Raw genomic sequence first — 17406 nt, forward strand, 5'->3', positions numbered from 1 at the left:
GTTGGCGGGGACTCGGTGTCACGGCAGTGGTCCTTCCGGCGAGGAGCGCGAGGTGCGCATGGAGGCGGTGTGGCGTTCGAGGATGTCGACGGCGGCGCGCAGGGTGTCCCGCTCCGCCGCGGTGAGGTCGGCGAAGTCGCCGCTGACCTGCTTGGCGAGGCCGGCGGTGCGGTCCCTGAGCTGCTGGGCGCCCGCGGCCGTGATCTCGACGAGCGTGGCCCGCGAGTCCGCCGGGTCCGGGCGGCGCTCCACGCCACCGTCGCGTTCGAGCTGGCCGACGATCTTGGTCATGCCGGGCTGGCTGACCCGGACGGCACCGGCCAGTTCGCCGATGCGCAGGCCGCCGTGCTCGCGCAGCAGCGCGAGCGCCCGGTAGTGCGACGGCGACAACCCGCGCCCGGCGCGGCTGCCCGCCACGCGGGACAGGAAATGGGTGGCCGAGATGAGGCGGGCCAGGGTGGTTCCGAGGTCGTCGGGCATGGCCTGAATATAACCTACTTATATAACTCGGTGAACCTTCGGGCGGGGCATGGCATACTCGCGGCATGGCTGACTTCCGCGGACTCATCGCCTACCCCGTGACGCCCTTTGACGACGACGGCGGGGTCGACCTCCCTGAACTCGACCGGCACCTGACGTCCCTCGCAGCGTCCGGCGTGGACGGCATCGCACTGCTCGGGAGTTCCGGCAGCTTCGCGTATCTCGACGCCGCCGAGCGGCGCGAGGTCCTCGAGGCCGGGGTCGAGGCCGTCAGGACCGCGAATCCAGGACTGCCGGTGTATGCGGGCGTCAGCGCCGTCTCGACGCGGGAGCTGCTGGGCCACGTGCAGGACGCCGAGACGTACGGGGCCGACGGCGTGCTGGTCTCCACGGTCTCCTACGTGCCCCTGACGGAGGAGGAGGTCGCGGCGCAGTGCCGGCTGGTCGCGGAGGCGACCACGTTGCCGGTGTGCCTGTACTCCAACCCCGGAACGACGAACTTCGCGTTCTCGCTCGAGCTCGCCGCCGAGCTGTCCCGCGTGCCCAACATCGTCGCCCTCAAGGAGGTCGTCGCCGACACCGACACGTTCGCGCGGCGGCACGAGGATCTCCGCCGGACCGCGGCGCCCGGCTTCGCCCACGGCATGGCCGGGGACGCGCTGATCGCCGAGGCCGGGTTCGCCGGGGACGCGTGGCATTCGGGGCCGGCGGCCCTGCTTCCGGCGCACTTCGGGGCACTGCGCGCCGCCGTCGTCGCCGGGGACGCCGCCGGGGCGGCGCGGCTGCGCGACGCGCTCGCCCCGCTCATGCGCGAGTTCACCGGCTTGAGAAAACTGAGCAACCTGTACGCGCTGGCGCGGGCCGCCGGGGTCGGGGCGGGCGAGCCGAGGCTGCCGCTGCTGCCCGTCCCGGGATCGACGGTGCGGGATCTCACCCGGCTGCTCGAGGAGCTCGGGGAGCCGCTGTAGGCCGCCCGACCCGTCCGCGTGCTACACAAGAGCCTATGGATAAGCGCCTTCTCGCCGGGTCCCGGGTGCGTCCGCTGGGCCTCGGATGCATGAACCTGAACCACGGCTACTCGAACTTCCCCTCCCCGCAGGAGGCCGCCAACCTGCTGCGCCGGGCCCTGGACGCCGGCGTCGACCACCTGGACACCGCCACGATGTACGGCGGCGGGTCCAACGAGGAGCTGATCCGCGCGGCGGTGGGCAACCGGCGCGACGACTACCTGCTGGCGAGCAAGTGCGGGCTGGTCAAGCGGGGTAACGGTACCGACATCGACTGCCGGCCCGCCAGCATCCGGGTCCAGGCCGAGGCGTCGCTGCAGCGGCTGGGCACGGACCAGATCGACCTGTACTACCTGCACCGGACGGACCCGGACGTGCCGATCGAGGACAGCGTCGGCGCCCTGTCGGAGCTGGTGACCGACGGGATGATCGGTGCGATTGGCCTGTCCGAGGTCTCGGCCGAAACACTGCGCCGCGCCCACCGGGTCCACCCGATCGCCGCGGTGCAGACGGAGTACTCGCTGTGGACGCGCAACCCCGAGCTGGCCGTGCTGGATGCCTGCCGGGAGCTTGGGACGACGTTCGTGGCCTTCAGCCCGCTCGGCCGCGCCTACCTCACGGGGCGCTTGGATGATCCGTGGTCCCTGCCCGAGGGCGACATGCGGCACCGGATGCCGCGGTTCTCCCGGGAGAACTACCCGCGGAACCTGGAGCTGCTGGAGCCGTTCGCTGCGGTCGCGGAGCGACTCGGCGCGACGCCCGCGCAGCTGGCCCTGGCCTGGGTGCTCGCGCAGGGCGAGCACATCGTCGCGATTCCCGGGACGACGAACCCTGAGCATCTGGAGGAGAACTTCGGGGCCGAGGAGCTGGAGCTGGACGCCGAGACGGTTGCGGAGGTCGACTCGATCATCAACCAGTCGACGGTTGCCGGGCCGCGGTACAACCCGGAGCAGCAGGCGAGCGTGCAGACGGAGGAGTTCGCCGCGGCGTAGCTCTCCGGACCGACCCCGAAGAGGGCCTGTGGACAATGTCCACGGGCCCTCTTTTCGCGATAGGATCGATTTACTCGAACTGTCAATCGCGACCGATGGGATGCCATGCGCGTGAACCAGCTTGTCCGAATCCGCTCGGGGGTGGCGCTCGCGGCGCTGGGGTGCCTGGCACTCAGTGGGTGCGCTGGCAGCTCGGCCGATCCCGGCTCGTCGTCGTCCTCCCCCGGTGCTGTTGCGTCGTCCCCGGCCGCTTCGTCGTCCGCGCGGCCCGAACCGTCGCCTTCGCCCAAGACCCCGCAACCGGCAACCTCGACTTCCCCGGCCAAGAACCTGGAGGAGCCGAAGATGCCGGCGAAGGCGAAGGAGTTCTCGAAGGAGGGATATGAGGCATTCGTCGAGTACTGGTTCGAGGTGCAGAACTATGCGATTGCGACTGGGGACACCTCGGAACTTGAGGCAATATCCGAAGAATCGTGCATCTTTTGCGACAAGCGAATCGAGACCGCTAAGTTGCTAGCTCAAAAGCGGACGTGGCAGTTAGGCGGGCAGACGGCGCCTAAAGATTTCTTCACCCACTTAGCCAAGGACAAGTTCGGCCGTTACCAAAGTGCTTTCACGATGGTCCAAGAACCTGGGCGTTTCTATTCGGAAGAAGGCGAATATTCAAAATTCGCGCCGATTAGTTCAGAAGAAGTGCCGCTCGAATTTCATGCGATTCATCATCCAAAGCACGGTTGGACGGTCGAATCAGCCGTGGTGACAGGTGCATAGATGTCACCTTCATGGGCCGCTCTTGCATTGTTGGCCTCATTCAGCCTAACGCTTGTCCCTGAAGCGCTCAGTACGGCGCCAAGATTATCCGCGGGGGCGTCACTCGTTATCCCCATCACGGGTAAGGGGTCGAACACCCCGGAGTTGGACATGTCGACAGTCGGAGACGCCATTGAGGCGACGGCCGAAGGTGGCACTCGCAGTTCTAGTTCTAATGGAGGTCAAGAAACGAAAGAGGCGCCAAATCCGAGCACGCCGACCCGCCCAACCGGCAACAAGGCCGCCAAAAAGAAGGGTCCCATCACGAGACCTGTGCTTTATTGTGCGGACACTAAGAGCGGGAATATCGACTTATCTTGCGCGACGGCTACCGCTACACAATGCCCGTCCGGAGAGTTCTATGTGCGGTTCGTGGAACGTGCCACTCCAAAGTCCGATCCCGTCGACACCGGCCAAACTGGTTGCTTGTCTTTCGATGAGGCTCCAGCCGTCGATTCTGACCCGATCTCCCGTGCCCCAGAGGCGATCGTCCTGACCGTCAGCGAGTTCCGTCGGCTTCCGATCCCTGCTTCAACCATCGCCATGGACCTCAACGGGTTCTCCCTGCGCAACGCCCAAACGAACATCTACGCCGAATCGCAGACGCAAACGCTCACGACCGAGCTCCTCGGCTCCGCAGTCAGGGTGAAGGCCACGCCCGTCGCCTACGAATGGACTTACGGCGACGGAACCGCCCGGATGACCAACGTTCCCGGCGGCCCGGTCACCGGCGATCCCCTCACGACGGAAACCGATACGAGCCACGTCTACGCCGAAACCGGCGACTACCCGGTAGGCCTCACCACCATCTACACCGGGCAGTTCTCGGTCGACGGCGGCCCCTGGCTCGCGGTCGCCGGGACGGCTGGCGTGCCCAGCGATCCCGCGGAAATCAGCGTCTGGCGGACCAAGAAGATCCTCGTGGACATGAACTGCAGCGAGAACCCGGGAGGCCCCGGCTGCGGCTCGCCCTTCGGGGAGTAGCGGCACGGGCGGGCCGGGGCGGTGGCCTAGAATCGTAGGTCGGGCCCGACCGGCCCCGCCCCGTCCCCCGAATGGGCGCCACCGTGCCCTGGAAGTAGCCGATGCACCCGAGTGACCACGCCGCCGCCCTCTGGCAGGAGCAGCAGGACTTCCGCTCCTCCCCCGCGTGGAAACTCCTCTCGACCGCGCCGTGGACGCTCGCCTTCCTCCGCGCCGAGTTCACGCAGGCCCGCCCGCGGGTCGCCCTCGAACCCTTCCACGCCGCGCTCGACGCGTTCCTCAAGCGCCTCCGCGCCGAGGGCGCCGCCCTCAATGAACAGTGGGGCCCCTCCCAGTACGCCGACTCGTGGGTCCGCTCCCGCTACCTGGCGCGCCCCCTCGTCGACGGGCAGTTCCACTACGAGCCGACCGCGCAGACCGCCCGCGTCCTCACCTTCCTCGACGGCTTCTCCGGGTCGCGCACCAACCTCAACTCGTCCCGCCTCAACACACTTCTGACCAGCATCGAGACGCTCGCCCACGAGACGGACCCGGACCCCGCCGCCCGCATCCGCCAGCTCGAGGCCGAAATCGCCGAACGCCGCGAACGCATCGCTTCCCTGGAGGCCGGCACCTCCCCCGACGTCCTCCCCAGCGAGGGCGCCGTCGCCGCGGCCCGCTCCGTCCTCGACCTCGCGGCCAGCCTCCCGGCCGACTTCAAGCGGATGCGCGACGGCGTGCGCGAGATGCTGCACCACGTCCGCCAGGAGATCATGGAGTCCTCCATGGCCAAGGGCGTCGCCGTCGGGCAGGTCCTCGAAGGGGACCGGCAGTTGCGCAGCACCGCCCAAGGCGAGACGTTCCGCGGCTTCACCGAATTCCTCAACGACCCGGCCCGGCAGGCCCGCTTCCGCCAGGCCGTCACCGAGGTCCTCGAGCGCGGCTTCGCCGACGAGCTCACCGCCGAGGAGCGCCACACCCTCGCCAACCTGCTGCGCGAGCTCCGCCGCCAGGCCGGAGAGGTCCACGCCAGCTACGGCAAGCTCTCCGAGTCGCTCCACGCGTACGTGCAGTCGGACGCGTTCCGCGAATCGATGCTGCTGCGCCGGGCCATCCGCAAGGCCGAAATCGCCGTCGCCGCATCCCCCGCGCTGCGGGCCCGCACCCCCGCCGCGCCGGTCGGGCTCTACGCGCCTGACTTCGCCACCCTCGCCGGCCTGCGCATCTTCGACCCCGCCGAGCATGTCGCCCCGCCCCGGCTCGCCGACCCGCCGGCCCTGAGCCAGGCCGACATCCACCGGACGCCCAGCACGCCGAAGGCGGATCCGAAGGCGCTGGGCGCCGCCGTCGTCCGCGCCCGCACCCGGGCGGGCGGCGCGCCCACGCTGGCCGCCGTCTTCGGCGAACTCGAGGACACCGACCGCCACCTCAACAGCGTCCGCTGGCTCGTCGAGGCCGCCCGCACCACGGGCGCCGTCCCCGACGGGACCCGCGCCGAGACCATCGTCTTCACCCAGGTCGACGGCAGCGAACGCACCGCCCACCTGCCCGTCATCTCGTTCACGGAGGACCCCGCATGAGCACCGACACCAGCCAGGCACCGCGCGCCGCGCAGGCGCGGGAGGACGACGGCGGAGCCCACCTTCCGGCCGAGCGGCGGCTTTTCGACGGGGACACCGGCCGCTTCGGGCTGCCCCTGCGGCAGGCGCTGGTGCGCCTGCTGCGCGGCCCGTACCTGGATGGGACGGCCGACGCGCGGCTGTGGCAGCTGGTGCTCGACCGGCGCACCGACATCGCGGCGTTCGTCTCCGAGCTGTTCCTGCGCCTCGAGGTGGACACGGAGCGGAAGATCGCGCTGCTGGTCCCGGTCGACGTCGAGGCCCCGCACACGACCGCGATCGCCCCGCGCCGCCCGCTCAAGCGCGAGGAGACCCTGCTGGCCCTGCGCCTGCGGCTGCTCCTGGACCGCCACACCGGCACGGGCACGGACGCGACCGTCACCCGGGCCGCGGCCCGCGAGATCCTCGAGGAGCACGCGCAGCCCGGCGCCGTCGACGACAAGCGGCTCGAGGAGCTGACCGACGCGTCGCTGGCCCGGCTGCTCGGGCTGAAGCTGATCCTGCCGACCGAGCTCGACGACGAGTACCGGGTCTCCCCCGCGCTGGCCCTGGCGCTGCCGTTCGAGTCCATCGACGAGATCCCCGCCTACATCGCCGCCATCGAGCGCAGCGGCTCCGGGGACGAGCCCGCCGAGACCGACGAGGAGACCCTGTGAGCATCGAGTTCACCCTGCCGTTCGGGGAGGCGACGAACCCCGGCCAGCACCGCCTGACCCGCATCCAGGTCGTCAACTGGGGCACGTTCCACGGCCGGCACAGCCTCTACGTGGACCGCAACGGCACCCTGCTCACCGGCCACCCCGGCGTCGGCAAGTCCACGCTGTTCGACGGGATCGGGCACATCTTCCAGGCCGCCCCGCGCCTGAACGAGTCCGCGCACGAGGCCTCCACGCGCAAGGACCGCCGCACCACGTACTCCTACATGCGCGGGCGCCGGTTCACGACGGCGGCGGGCACCGTCTACCAGCGGCCGGGCGCGACGTGGAGCGCCATCGCCCTGGTCTACGAGGACGGGCTGGGCGGGACCACCACCATCGCCGCCCTGTTCGACCTGCCCGCCAACGGCCTCGAGGGGCAGGTCGGCAAGCACTACGTCCTCGGCGACGCCGCGCTGGACACGGCCGCTCTGGAGGAGCACGGCCCGCGCCGCTTCTCCCCCTCCAGCCTGCAGCGCACCCTGCCCGGCTTCGAGGCGTTCGACACGCACAAGACGTTCGCGGAGCGTTTCCGCAGGCGCCTCGGCATCGACAACGACAAGGCGTTCTCCCTGCTGCGCACCCTGCAGAACGGCAAGGGCCTGGACCGCGGCGTCAACCGGTTCTTCCGGGACGAGGTCCTCGAGGTGCCGACGACGCTGGCCGCCGCGGCCCACGCCGTCGAGGACTTCTCCCACCTGCGCGCCATCCACCGCCAGCTCGAGGAGGCCCGCGCCCAGTGCGACGCCCTCGAGCTCGTGCCGGACCAGCACGCCCGCCACCGGGAGCTGACCGAGCGGCTGGCCCACACGGCGCGCCTGGCCGACGAGCAGCTGCCCCGACTGCGCCACGAGCTCGCCGCCGAGCTGCTGGGCGAGGCGACCGGCCGCCTGACGGCGGAGTTGGCCGAGCACCGCGGCGCGATCGCGGCGGCCGCGGAGGCCAAGACGGTCCTCGAGGAGCGCGTCCGCTCCCTGGCGGAGCAGCACGACGCGCGCGGCGGGCAGGCCGTCGAGAAGCTCGAGCGCGAGCTGGCGGCCGCGCGGGACCGGCTCGGGGAGCGCGAGGCGCTCGCCGCGGGGCTGCGGGCGGACTTCGAGCGGGCCGGCGTGGCGTTCGTGTTCTCCTCCGCGGGCCTGGGCGCGGCCCGGCGCCAGGCCGCCGTCTCGGCCGAGACGCTTGAGGGCGTCGCGGCGGACGCCCGCACCCTGGAGTACGAGGCGATGGCCGCCTCGATGGCCGCGCGCGAGCGGGGCCGGAAACTGCGCGCCGAGATCGACTCCTACGCCCGGCGCGGCTCCAACATCGACGGTGTCTCCGCCGCGGCCCGGCGGCGGATCTGCTCGGCCACCGGGCTGGCGCCGGAGGACCTGCCGTTCGGCGGCGAGCTCGTGGACATGGCCCCCGGCGAGGCCGCGTGGCGGCCGGCCGCCGAGAAGGCGCTGCGCGCCCTCGCGACGACCCTGCTGGTGCGCGGGGAGGACCTGCGCAAGGTCACGGCCGCCATCGACTCGCTCGAGAACGTGGGCCGGCTGCGCTGGGTCGACATCTCCCAGCCGCCCCGCGAGGCGGCGCCCGGCCCCGGCGACCTGGTCACGAAGCTGGAGTTCAAGGAGTCCGACGGCGGGGCGTGGCTGCGGGGCAAGATCGCCGCCGACCTCGCGTTCGCGTGCGTGGAGTCCGACGCCGGCCTGCACGCGCACGACAAGGCGCTGTCGCTGGCCGGGACCATCAAGGCCGGCCGCGGCGCCTTCGAGCGCGACACCCGCGCCGTGGCCGCCGCCGACTACCTGCTGGGGTTCACGAACGAGGAGAAGATCTCCGAGCTCACGGCCAAGGCCGACCGGCTGGCGGACGACGAGCGGGAGGCCGAGGAGCTGGCGGCCGAGCGCAGCCGCTCCAAGGACGAGCTGGCCGGCAAGCTGGCCCTGCTGCGCCGCCTCGCCGCGGACACGCGCGGCTTCGCCGAGTTCGACTCCACGCCGCAGGCCGCCGAGGTCGCTGGCCTCGAGGCCCGGCTGGCCGAGGCCATGGGCACGGGGACCGACCTGGCCGCGCTGCGGGCGGCGCTCGGGGAGGCCCGGCAGGAGCTGGAGGCCGCCGTCGGGCGCCTCGCGGTGCTCCGGAGCGAGACCGGGGCCCTCGAGCGGCGGCTCGCGGACGCGCGCGGGCAGCTCGAGGCGACCGGGGCGGCCGCCGTCGTCCCCGACCCGGACGCCGCCGCGGAAATGCGCGCCCGCGGGGAGCTGGTCGGCCTGCTGGCCGGCGACGGCGCCGCCACGGTGGCGGAACTGGACGCCGCGGTCTCCGCCGTCGCCCTGGCCCTCGGCGCGGAGGCCGCCGAGCTGCGCCAGTCCCTGTACGCGACCGAGACCGCGCTGACGGACACGTTCAAGCAGTTCGCCCGCGACTTCGGCCCCTCGGCCACGGCCTCGGTCGGCACGGGCGTCGACGCCGCGGAGCACTACGTCGCGCTCTACCGGGCGATCGTGCAGGAGGGGCTGCCGCAGCGCGAGGAGGAGTTCCGGGAGTACTTTTCCAACCGCTCCTACGAGCGCTTCTCCGACCTGCTGCAGCTGCTGGAGGAGGAGCGCCGGGCCATCGGCGAGCGCATCCTGCCGCTGAACCAGATCCTCGCGGGCGTGCCGTTCGAGCAGGGCTCGCACCTCCGGCTGGAGGTCGCCACGGCGGTCCCCGACGAGGCCCGGGAGTTCCGCAGCGTGCTCAAGGAGGCCCTCGGCAACGCGTACACCCGGCGCGGCGCGGACGAGCTGACGGCCAGCTACGCCTCCCTCGAGGCCCTCGTCGACGCGCTCGACGACCCCTCCCGCGCCGCCTGGCGGGACACCGTGCTGGACGTCCGCCAGCACGTGACCGTCTCCTGCAACGAGCACAAGCCGGGCGGCGAGGTCGAGACGGGTCTGGAGCCGGGCACGCTCTCCGGCGGCGAGGGCCAGCGGTTCACGTCCTTCATCATGGGCGCGGCGCTTGCCTACCAGCTGGGCTTCGCCCTGCAGGGCTTCACGACCTACGGGACCGTGATGATCGACGAGGCGTTCATCCAGGCCAACTCCGAGTACGCGGCGGCCGGCATCAACGCGCTGCAGGAGTTCGGCTTCCAGCTCCTGTTGGCGGCGCCAGAAGACAAGATCGACCTGTCGCGGCACCTCGGCTCGATCACGGACATCGTCAAGCACCCCGGCTCCAACGTGTCCGGGTTCGTGGAGACCGGGCTGTCGCCCGCCGTCGCCACGGACATCGTGTTGCGGTAGACCGCGCCGGCCCCGGCGGACGTTCGTCCACCGCTGGGGCCGGACCTCACGCCTCGGCCGCCCCACGCGTCTACAGTGTATGGAGATGCAACCGGACCACCCGCCCCCGTTCGAGCGGATCGTCCGGCGCCACGGCGCCACGGTCCTGCGGGTGTGCCGTGCCGTCCTCGGCCCCACGCACGACAGCGAGGACGCCTGGAGCGAGACGTTCCTGGCGGCCCTGCGCGCCTACCCCTCCCTGCCGCCCGGGACGAACATCGAGGCCTGGCTCGTGACCATCGCCCACCGCAAGGCGGTCGACGTCGTACGGGCCGCCGCCCGCCGGCCCCGGCCCACGGAAACCGTCCCAGACGCCCCCTCCACGCTCGGGATCCCCGAGGACCCGGACCCCGACCTGTGGCGGGCCCTCGCCGCACTGCCGCCGAAGCAGCGCCAGGCCGTGGCCTACCACCACGTGGCCGGCCTGCCGTACCGCGAGGTCGCAGCCATCCTCGGGGGCACCCCCGAGGCCGCCCGCCGTGCGGCCGCCGACGGGATCCGAAGCCTGCGCCGCACCCTCTCCCCCGCCCTGCCGCAAGGAGCCCTGCCATGACCGCCGCCGACCTCGTCTTCGCCGACCGCCCCATCGACCTCGGCCCCGCGCTCGATCCGGCGCCCGGGGCGATCGACCGCCTCGCCGCACAGCTCGCGCTCACGGCCGAGGCCTCCGGCGACCTCGACCTCTCCTACAAGGTCGTGGACTCCCCTGTCGGGCGGCTGCTGCTCGCCGCGACCGAAGCGGGCCTGGTCCGGGTGGCGTTCGAGTCCGAAGGCCACGACGCCGTCCTCGACGCCCTCGCCGCGCGCTTCGGCCCCCGGATCCTGCCGGCGGCGTCGCGGCTCGACGCCGCCGCCGGCCAACTCGAGGAGTACTTCTCCGGCTCACGCCGCGCGTTCGACCTGCCACTCGACCGGTCGCTGGCCTCCGGCTACCGGCGGGACGTGCAGGAGTACCTCCCGCACATCGGCTACGGTGCCACACGCACCTACACCGAGGTGGCGGCGGCGACGGGGCGGCCCCGGGCCGTGCGCGCCGTGGGTACCGCCTGCGCGACCAACCCGCTGCCCATCGTCGTTCCCTGCCACCGGGTGCTGCGCAGCGACGGGAGCCTCGGCGGCTACCTCGGCGGCCTGGAGGCGAAGGAGTCGCTGCTGCGCTTGGAGCGCGCCGCGTGAGCCAGCTGTTCGGCGACGAGCTGCTCGAACGGCCGCGCGAGGAGATCGCGCCCGGGGCGGTCCACGTGCCCGGGTGGCTGGACGCGCGCCAGCAACACTGGCTGGTCGACCGGTTCCGGGACTGGGCCGCGGGCCCCGTGCCGGCTCGGGCCGCCGTCGTCCGCGGCCACCCCATGAGCGTGCGGACCGTGTGTCTGGGCTGGCACTGGCAGCCGAACCGGTACAGCCGCCAAGCCACCGACGTCAACGGCGAGCGCGTCCTTCCCGTGCCGGACTGGCTGGTCCGGGCCGGAGGTCAGGCCGTCGCCGCCGCCTACGGGCCACACGGCGCCTACGGCGTCGACCCGGGCAGCTATGCGGTGGACGCGGTCCTGGCGAACTTCTACGACGAGTCCGCCCGCATGGGCATGCACCAGGACCGGGACGAGACGAGCCTCGCCCCGGTCGTTTCCCTGTCCGTCGGGGACACGTGCGTGTTCCGGTTCGGCAACACGGAACACCGCAACAAGCCCTACAGGGACGTCGAGCTCCGCTCCGGGGACCTGTTCGTGTTCGGCGGCCCGTCGCGGCTGGCCTACCACGGCGTCGTCCGCGTGCTCCCCGGCACTGCCCCTCCCGGTTGCGGCCTCGACACCGGCCGGATCAACCTCACGCTGCGCTGCACCGGATTCCCGGCCACGACCCCGGAAGGACGACCATGAACCCGGACCCCACCGCCCCGTCCAACGTCGGGTCAGCCGCGCCGACCCCGGCACCCGCTCCTGCTCCCGCTCAGGACACCGGCAACGCCTCCGGCCCCGGCACTGCCCCGCCGACGGGTGGCTCCGCCGGCCTTGTCGTCGGCGAGGACGGGCTGGCCCGTCCCGCGTGGGCAGCCCGGGATGAGCTGATGCGCGCGTACTACGACACGGAGTGGGGCGTGCCGGTGCGGGACGAACAGGGCGTCTACGAGCGAATCACCCTGGAGGCGTTCCAGGCTGGCCTATCCTGGGCCACAATCCTGAAGAAGCGCCCGGCCTTCCGCCGCGCCTTCGCGGACTTCGACCCCGAGGCCGTGGCACGCTTCGGCGAGGAGGACGTCGAACGGCTGATGTCCGACGCGTCCATCGTCCGGAACCGGGCCAAGATCCTTGCCGCCCTCACCAACGCCCGAGCCACGCTTGAGTTGCGGGCCGACGGCGGTTTGGCGGAATTCGTGTGGTCGTTCCGGCCGGAGTCGACCCCCGAGCCGGCCAGCCTGGACGAAGTCCCGTCCTCGTCCCCGGAGTCCATCGCCCTGTCGAAGGCGCTGCGGAAGAAGGGCTTCGCCTTCGTCGGGCCGACCACGATGTTCGCGCTGATGGAGGCCATCGGGATCATCGACACCCACCTCGTCGGCAGCCACCGCCGCGGGGTGTCCGGCCTCTGGGCGCGGTGAGCATCTTCCTGCCCGCGGCCGGTGGGCTGGATGCCGAGGCGCTGCTGGCCCTGCTCGGGGCACACGCCATTCCGGGGCTGGAACGCCACGATGCAGCCGCGGGGACACACACGGTGTCCGTTTCCACGCCATCCGGCCCGGCCGCCGTGACCGTCCGCCCGGAGGCCGATGGCGTCCACGCGGTGTGGCACCTCGGGAACACGAACCCCGGCGACGCCGCGGCGGTGGACACTCCGGCCGGGGCCGCCGTGGCCAGAGTCCTCCGCGGCTGGCTGGACCTCGACCGCGACCCGTCCGCGGCCAACGCGGAGCTCTCCACGGATCCCCTGCTGTCGCCCCTGGTGGCCGCCCGGCCCGCCCTGCGCGTGCCGGGCGCGCTCAACCACTTCGCTGCGGCGGCCAACACCGTCCTGGGACAGCAAGTGTCCCTGGCCGCCATGCGCACGTTCGTGGGGCGGCTCGTCGCCGCCTACGGCACGCCCGGTCCCGGGGGCCTGTCCCTGTTCCCGGCGCCCTCGGCCCTCGCTGCGGCGGACCCGGAGGAGTTGAGGGCCGCCGTCGGGATCCCCCGGGCGCGGGCCAGGACGCTGCTGGCCGTCGCGCAGGCCTTCGCCGCCTGCCCGCTGCCACACGTGGCGCCGGCCCCGTTCCCGCTCGAACGGTCGGACCTGCTGGCCCTTCCGGGTGTCGGCCCGTGGACGGTGGACTACCTCGCCGTCCGGGCGATCAGGGACCCCGACGCGTTCCCGGCCGGGGACCTCGTGCTCCGCCGCGCCCTGGGCGGCGTCGATGCCCGGACCGCCGAGGCCCGGGCCGAGCCCTGGCGGCCCCACCGCGCGCGGGCCGTCCTCTACCTCTGGACGGCCAGCGCCTACCTACCGGCCTGACCCCAAGGCCGCCGACGGGCTCCTAGCTGCCCGGGAAAATCTGCCCGATCGGCTCGCGCTTCTCGGCCTGGAACGTATCCTCGGCGCGCCCGAACGCCCAGTAGGCGGACAGCGAGAGGCGGCGGCGGTCAACACCCCGCTCGTCGGCCAGGTACCTGCGGAGGTTCTTCATGACCTCCCGCTCCCCGTGCGCGAACACCTGGACGTCGCCCCCGCGCCAGGGCTCCTTCATGACGGCGGCCGCCAGCTTCGTGGACTCCGGCGTGAACGGCCCGCCGCGGTGCAACCAGCGGACCTCGATCCCCTTCGGGGCCTTGAGCTTCTGCTCGTCCTCGGGCCCGGCCACCTCGATGATCGCCACCCCCTGCGCGTTCCGGTCCATGCCCTCGAGGGCGCACGCGATCGCCGGCAGGGCCGCCTCGTCGCCGGCGAGCAGGTGCCAGTCCGCCCCGGCCTCCGGAACGTACTTCCCGCCCGGGCCGGAGAAGCAAACGACGTCGCCGGGCTTCGCCGAAGCGGCCCACGGCCCGGCGATGCCGTCCTCGCCGTGGACGACGAAGTCGATGTCCAGGGTCCCCGCGGCGGGATCGACGGAGCGCACCGTGTAGGTGCGGCGCACGGGCAGCCGCTCCGGGCCGATCTCGGCACGCAGCGCGTCCAGGTCGTACGGCGGGGTCAGCCCGAGGGCCGGATCCGCGAACAGCAGTTTCACGTACTTGTCCGTGGCGTCCTTGTCCTGGAAGGCCGCGAAGCCCTCGCCGCCGAGCGTCACGCGGACCATGTGCTCGCCCAGCCGGCGCGTCCGCACCACCTCCAGGACGACCTGGGGGCGGGCAGGGCGGGCAGGCGCGGCACTCATGCGGTTTCAGCTCCTTAGACGGCCGGGCCCATGCCCGGCGCACGGCACGGTTCTCCCCAGCGAACCGCACCGCGCGGGGCCAAAGCAAACCCGTACGCCCCCGGCGAAGCCGCGAGACGCTAGGATGGACCCAGCTTCACGAGCAGCGGCCACGCACGGGCTCCGACCCGGCCGCGCACCAACCCCATGTTCACGGGTGGTTCGGATGACGAAGCGGCCTGCGGCCAACCGGCGCGGGCAAGAGCAACGGAAGGATCGATCTTGTCCGGCTTCCCCGCCCCGCACGGCGCCGACGAGCACTGCGTCCACTACCACCCCGGCCACCGCGTGCACCCGCTGCGGCTGCGCCGCCGCCTGGCCGATGCCTGCGGGTGGACCCCCGTCGCCGTCCTCGCCGACGTGCCCCGCCAGCGGCTCGTGCTCCATCCGTCCGGGGGCCCCGCCGTCGTCCGCTACACGCACGACGCCCTCGCCGTCGCCCACCGGCTCGCCGCCCGCGGCGAGCCCCTCTGGCACGAGCGCTCCAACCTGCTGGGTCTTCCAGCCGACCGTGCCCGGCGGGCGGGACGCACCTACGTCAGCCTCGCCGAGGAACCGCCCGGTCCGTGCGGCCTGTGGCACGACCCGGAGCTCGCCCCGGGGTTCTGGGAACTCGCGCGCCGGCTGGACGGCCCGGGGGCCGCGGGGCAGTCGGGCGCAGGCGCAGGGCACCGCCAACCGTGAACGCGGCCGCCGCCGCGATCGCCCCCGCCCACAGGAGCAGCAACGGCAGGTCGGTGAGGGCCAGCTGCGGGATGCGGCGCTCGGGGGCGGCGACGACGCCGACGAACGCCCCCACGATGCCGAAGTAGCTGCCGGCCATGAATCCGCGGTGCGCCGGGATCCTGCGGGTGCGGGCCGCCCAGAGCCCGATTCCGACCGTGGCTGCGGTGAACAGCGACAGCCCGTGCAACCAGCTGAACCCGCCGGTGAGGCTCCGGATCCAAAACGAGGTGACGATGACCGCGTACATCGCGGCCACCCAGCTCAGCCCGATGACGCGGTGCGCGCGGCCGCCCTTGGGACGCAGCAGCTGCACGGCGCCGAGCACCAGGGAATAGCCCGCGGCGAGCGCGTGGACGGCGATGGCGGGGGTCCAGGGTTCCATGCCCCAAGCCTAGGAACGCGACGGCCGGGGCACCCGTGACATCGGTCAGCGATGGCCCGTGGCATCGGTCCGAAAAATTCCTGCGGAAACAGCGTCACGATCGGGCTGCAGCCCGGTCTCAGGGGGTGCGGCGCGGGATCGACCTCTCCCTCGCGCCGTACCGAGGGCGGCCACGGCCCGGCAGTGAACGGCCGGGCCGGGCCGATGCGGCGGTATCGGGGGTCGGGCAGTGGACGGCCCGGCCCCCGGGCCGCCGCCAGAACCGGGCCGCCGGCAGAACCGGGCCGCGAGCAGAACCGAGCCGGCGGCCGCCGGCGCCGGAGCCCGCCGGCGCCGGGCCATCGCCCGGGGAGCCCGGACGCTCAGGCGAAGACCGGCCCGTCCTCGAAGGCGCGCATCGCCTCCCGCCGGTCGGCGGGGATGCGCAGGAGCCGCTCGTCCTCGGTCGCGAAGAAGGCCAGCGTCGTGGCCGCCTTGACGCACAGGTCGCCGTCGACGGGATCGCGGAATTCGTAGCAGACGTCGAAGCTGGCGGCCTTGATCCGCGCGAGCCACAGGTCCACCTCGGCCGGGACGTTCCGGTAGTCCAGCGGCTTCACGTAGCGCACCCGGTGCTCGACGACGAGGACCTGGGTCCCCTCGGGCACCGCCGAGAAGAGGTCGACGACCGGCTGCGTGCCGGGCTTGCCGGTCCCGCCGGGCACCCCGAACCCGGCGATGCGGGCCTCCTCCATCATGCGGACCAGGTTCACGTTGTTGATGTGCCCGTAGGCGTCCATGTCGCCCCAGCGCATGGGGACGCGCACGCGCAGGCGGGCGCCGCCGTCGTTCGCCACGGGCTACTCCCCCTTGGCCTCTTCGCCGCGCGCCTGCTTCTGCTCCCGCTCGCGCTGGATCTCCCCACGCCCGAGGTGCTGCTCCTCGGCGGAAACGAGGCCGATCTTCTCCAGTTCGGCGACGATCCGCGCGCCGTCGGGCTCGTAGATCCACGGGACGCCCGGCGTCGCGCCGATCGTGGCGACGGAGCGGCCGCCGGCCAGGACGGCCTCCGAGGGGGTCAGCTGCCGGATCACAATGGCGCGCACGTTGTGCGGGTAGCGCTTCGCGAACTCGGCGTAGATCTCCGGGTCGTGTTGGCCGTCGTCGCCCACCAGGACCCAGCGCATGTCGGGGTATTCGATCGCGAGGCGGCGCAGCTGGTCCACCTTGTGCTGCATGCCGGACCGGAACCAGCGGTTCTCCGTCGGGCCCCAGTCGGTGAGCAGGAGCGCGCCCTCCGGGTACAGGTTCCGGGAGAGGAAGCGCGAGAGTGTGGACGCGGCGTTCCACGCGCCGGTGGAGAGGTAGAGGACCGGGGAGCCGGGGCGGCCGCGCATGAGCCGCTCCATCATCACGGCCATCCCGGGCGTGGCCAGGCGGGCGTGCTCGGAGAGGACGAAGGAGTTCCAGGCCGCCAGCAGCGGCCGCGGGAGGGCGGTGACGACGACGGTGTCGTCGATGTCGGACACCATCCCGAAGTCGGTGTCCCGGTCCACGATGAAGACCTTCGCCTCGGCGGGTTCGGAGTCGCCGGAGGTGAGGGTCACGGTGTGCCAGCCGGGCGAGAGCTCCGCGGGGATCCGGACGTCCAGGACGCCCCCGCGGTCCGCCGCGACGGTGTGCTGCAGCCCGCCGACGGTGGCGACGACCTCGGCGTGCGGGACCACCGGCGAGATGAAGTTGCGCCAGCCGCGCACCCCGTCCGCGATGACCTGCGACTTCGGCAGGCCGTTCGTCAGCGCGCCCGGGCGGGTGAGGATGATCCTCGCGAAGAGGCGGACCCAGCCGTCCTCTCCGCCGAGGCCGTAGCCGCGGAACGGCAGGACGGTCGGCGTCATGCCGCGCGCCCGAGCGCGGCGCACCCGCACCGCGTGGAAGGTGTCCTCGAGCCGCACTCCGACGTGCTCGCGATCGGCCTCCGTTGCCACCGTCCGGTCCCCCCGCGCTCCTATGCTCAGTGCCATGGCGCCCAGTCTTTCACGTCGGCGGGGCCGCTGTCAGAAT

General features: G+C 72.5%; 17 protein-coding genes and 1 riboswitch. Of the genes, 12 read left to right on the top strand and 5 right to left on the bottom strand.

Annotated elements, in window-relative coordinates; genetic code table 11:
- Window positions 1-18: 18 nt before the first annotated feature.
- A complete protein-coding gene (locus tag AC1Q5D_RS07690; RefSeq protein WP_481737992.1) occupies window positions 19-480 on the bottom strand; it encodes a MarR family winged helix-turn-helix transcriptional regulator in 462 nt (153 codons plus the stop codon).
- A 65-nt stretch (window positions 481-545) separates the two neighbouring features.
- Here AC1Q5D_RS07690 and AC1Q5D_RS07695 point away from each other — a divergent pair, with 65 nt between their 5' ends.
- The 12 genes from AC1Q5D_RS07695 (at window position 546) to AC1Q5D_RS07750 (ending at window position 13357) form a co-directional block, all read left to right on the top strand.
- The gene (locus AC1Q5D_RS07695; protein ID WP_481737993.1) at window positions 546-1448 is read left to right on the top strand and encodes a dihydrodipicolinate synthase family protein; all 903 of its coding nucleotides are present in this window, start codon (window positions 546-548) and stop codon (window positions 1446-1448) included.
- Window positions 1449-1483: 35 nt separating this feature from the next.
- Window positions 1484-2479 (top strand): aldo/keto reductase, encoded by a 996-nt coding sequence (locus AC1Q5D_RS07700; protein WP_481737994.1) that lies wholly within the window; start codon window positions 1484-1486, stop codon window positions 2477-2479.
- A 111-nt stretch (window positions 2480-2590) separates the two neighbouring features.
- Window positions 2591-3250, top strand: coding sequence for a DUF6318 family protein (locus AC1Q5D_RS07705; protein WP_481737995.1), 660 nt, complete (start codon window positions 2591-2593; stop codon window positions 3248-3250).
- A gap of 465 nt (window positions 3251-3715) precedes the next feature.
- The gene (locus AC1Q5D_RS07710) at window positions 3716-4273 is read left to right on the top strand and encodes a PKD domain-containing protein (RefSeq protein WP_481737996.1); all 558 of its coding nucleotides are present in this window, start codon (window positions 3716-3718) and stop codon (window positions 4271-4273) included.
- A gap of 101 nt (window positions 4274-4374) precedes the next feature.
- On the top strand, window positions 4375-5832 hold the full coding sequence (locus AC1Q5D_RS07715; RefSeq protein ID WP_481737997.1) for a DUF3375 domain-containing protein: 1458 nt from the start codon (window positions 4375-4377) through the stop codon (window positions 5830-5832).
- Entirely contained in the window at window positions 5829-6527 is a 699-nt protein-coding gene (locus tag AC1Q5D_RS07720; protein WP_481737998.1) for a DUF4194 domain-containing protein, read from the top strand. Before AC1Q5D_RS07715 ends, AC1Q5D_RS07720 begins: the two co-directional genes overlap by 4 nt.
- On the top strand, window positions 6524-9838 hold the full coding sequence (locus tag AC1Q5D_RS07725) for an ATP-binding protein (protein ID WP_481737999.1): 3315 nt from the start codon (window positions 6524-6526) through the stop codon (window positions 9836-9838). The genes AC1Q5D_RS07720 and AC1Q5D_RS07725 overlap by 4 nt, the downstream gene beginning before the upstream one ends.
- 85 nt (window positions 9839-9923) lie before the next feature.
- A complete protein-coding gene (locus tag AC1Q5D_RS07730) occupies window positions 9924-10430 on the top strand; it encodes an RNA polymerase sigma factor (protein WP_481738000.1) in 507 nt (168 codons plus the stop codon).
- On the top strand, window positions 10427-11053 hold the full coding sequence (locus tag AC1Q5D_RS07735; RefSeq protein ID WP_481738001.1) for a methylated-DNA--[protein]-cysteine S-methyltransferase: 627 nt from the start codon (window positions 10427-10429) through the stop codon (window positions 11051-11053). The genes AC1Q5D_RS07730 and AC1Q5D_RS07735 overlap by 4 nt, the downstream gene beginning before the upstream one ends.
- Complete coding sequence (locus tag AC1Q5D_RS07740; protein WP_481738002.1) at window positions 11050-11754, top strand: alpha-ketoglutarate-dependent dioxygenase AlkB family protein; 705 nt, start codon at window positions 11050-11052, stop codon at window positions 11752-11754. The genes AC1Q5D_RS07735 and AC1Q5D_RS07740 overlap by 4 nt, the downstream gene beginning before the upstream one ends.
- Window positions 11751-12470, top strand: coding sequence for a DNA-3-methyladenine glycosylase I (locus tag AC1Q5D_RS07745; RefSeq protein WP_481738003.1), 720 nt, complete (start codon window positions 11751-11753; stop codon window positions 12468-12470). The genes AC1Q5D_RS07740 and AC1Q5D_RS07745 overlap by 4 nt, the downstream gene beginning before the upstream one ends.
- Complete coding sequence (locus tag AC1Q5D_RS07750) at window positions 12467-13357, top strand: DNA-3-methyladenine glycosylase family protein (protein ID WP_481738004.1); 891 nt, start codon at window positions 12467-12469, stop codon at window positions 13355-13357. The genes AC1Q5D_RS07745 and AC1Q5D_RS07750 overlap by 4 nt, the downstream gene beginning before the upstream one ends.
- A gap of 22 nt (window positions 13358-13379) precedes the next feature.
- On the opposite strand, the gene AC1Q5D_RS07755 is transcribed toward AC1Q5D_RS07750, so the two are convergent.
- The 4 genes from AC1Q5D_RS07755 to AC1Q5D_RS07770 form a co-directional block, all read right to left on the bottom strand.
- Window positions 13380-14216, bottom strand: coding sequence for a siderophore-interacting protein (locus AC1Q5D_RS07755; RefSeq protein ID WP_481738005.1), 837 nt, complete (start codon window positions 14214-14216; stop codon window positions 13380-13382).
- 134 nt (window positions 14217-14350) lie between these two features.
- Window positions 14351-14466: riboswitch (SAM riboswitch) on the top strand.
- Between the two features lie 327 nt (window positions 14467-14793).
- Window positions 14794-15363: a DUF2306 domain-containing protein gene (locus tag AC1Q5D_RS07760; protein WP_481738006.1), complete on the bottom strand. Its 570-nt coding sequence runs from the start codon at window positions 15361-15363 to the stop codon at window positions 14794-14796.
- Window positions 15364-15725: 362 nt separating this feature from the next.
- Window positions 15726-16157 (bottom strand): acyl-CoA thioesterase, encoded by a 432-nt coding sequence (locus AC1Q5D_RS07765; RefSeq protein WP_481738066.1) that lies wholly within the window; start codon window positions 16155-16157, stop codon window positions 15726-15728.
- A 45-nt stretch (window positions 16158-16202) separates the two neighbouring features.
- Window positions 16203-17366 carry an App1 family protein gene (locus AC1Q5D_RS07770; protein ID WP_481738007.1) on the bottom strand — a complete coding sequence of 388 codons (1164 nt, stop codon included), beginning with the start codon at window positions 17364-17366 and terminating at the stop codon, window positions 16203-16205.
- Window positions 17367-17406 lie beyond the last annotated feature (40 nt).

It is taken from the genome of Arthrobacter paludis, assembly GCF_056782315.1.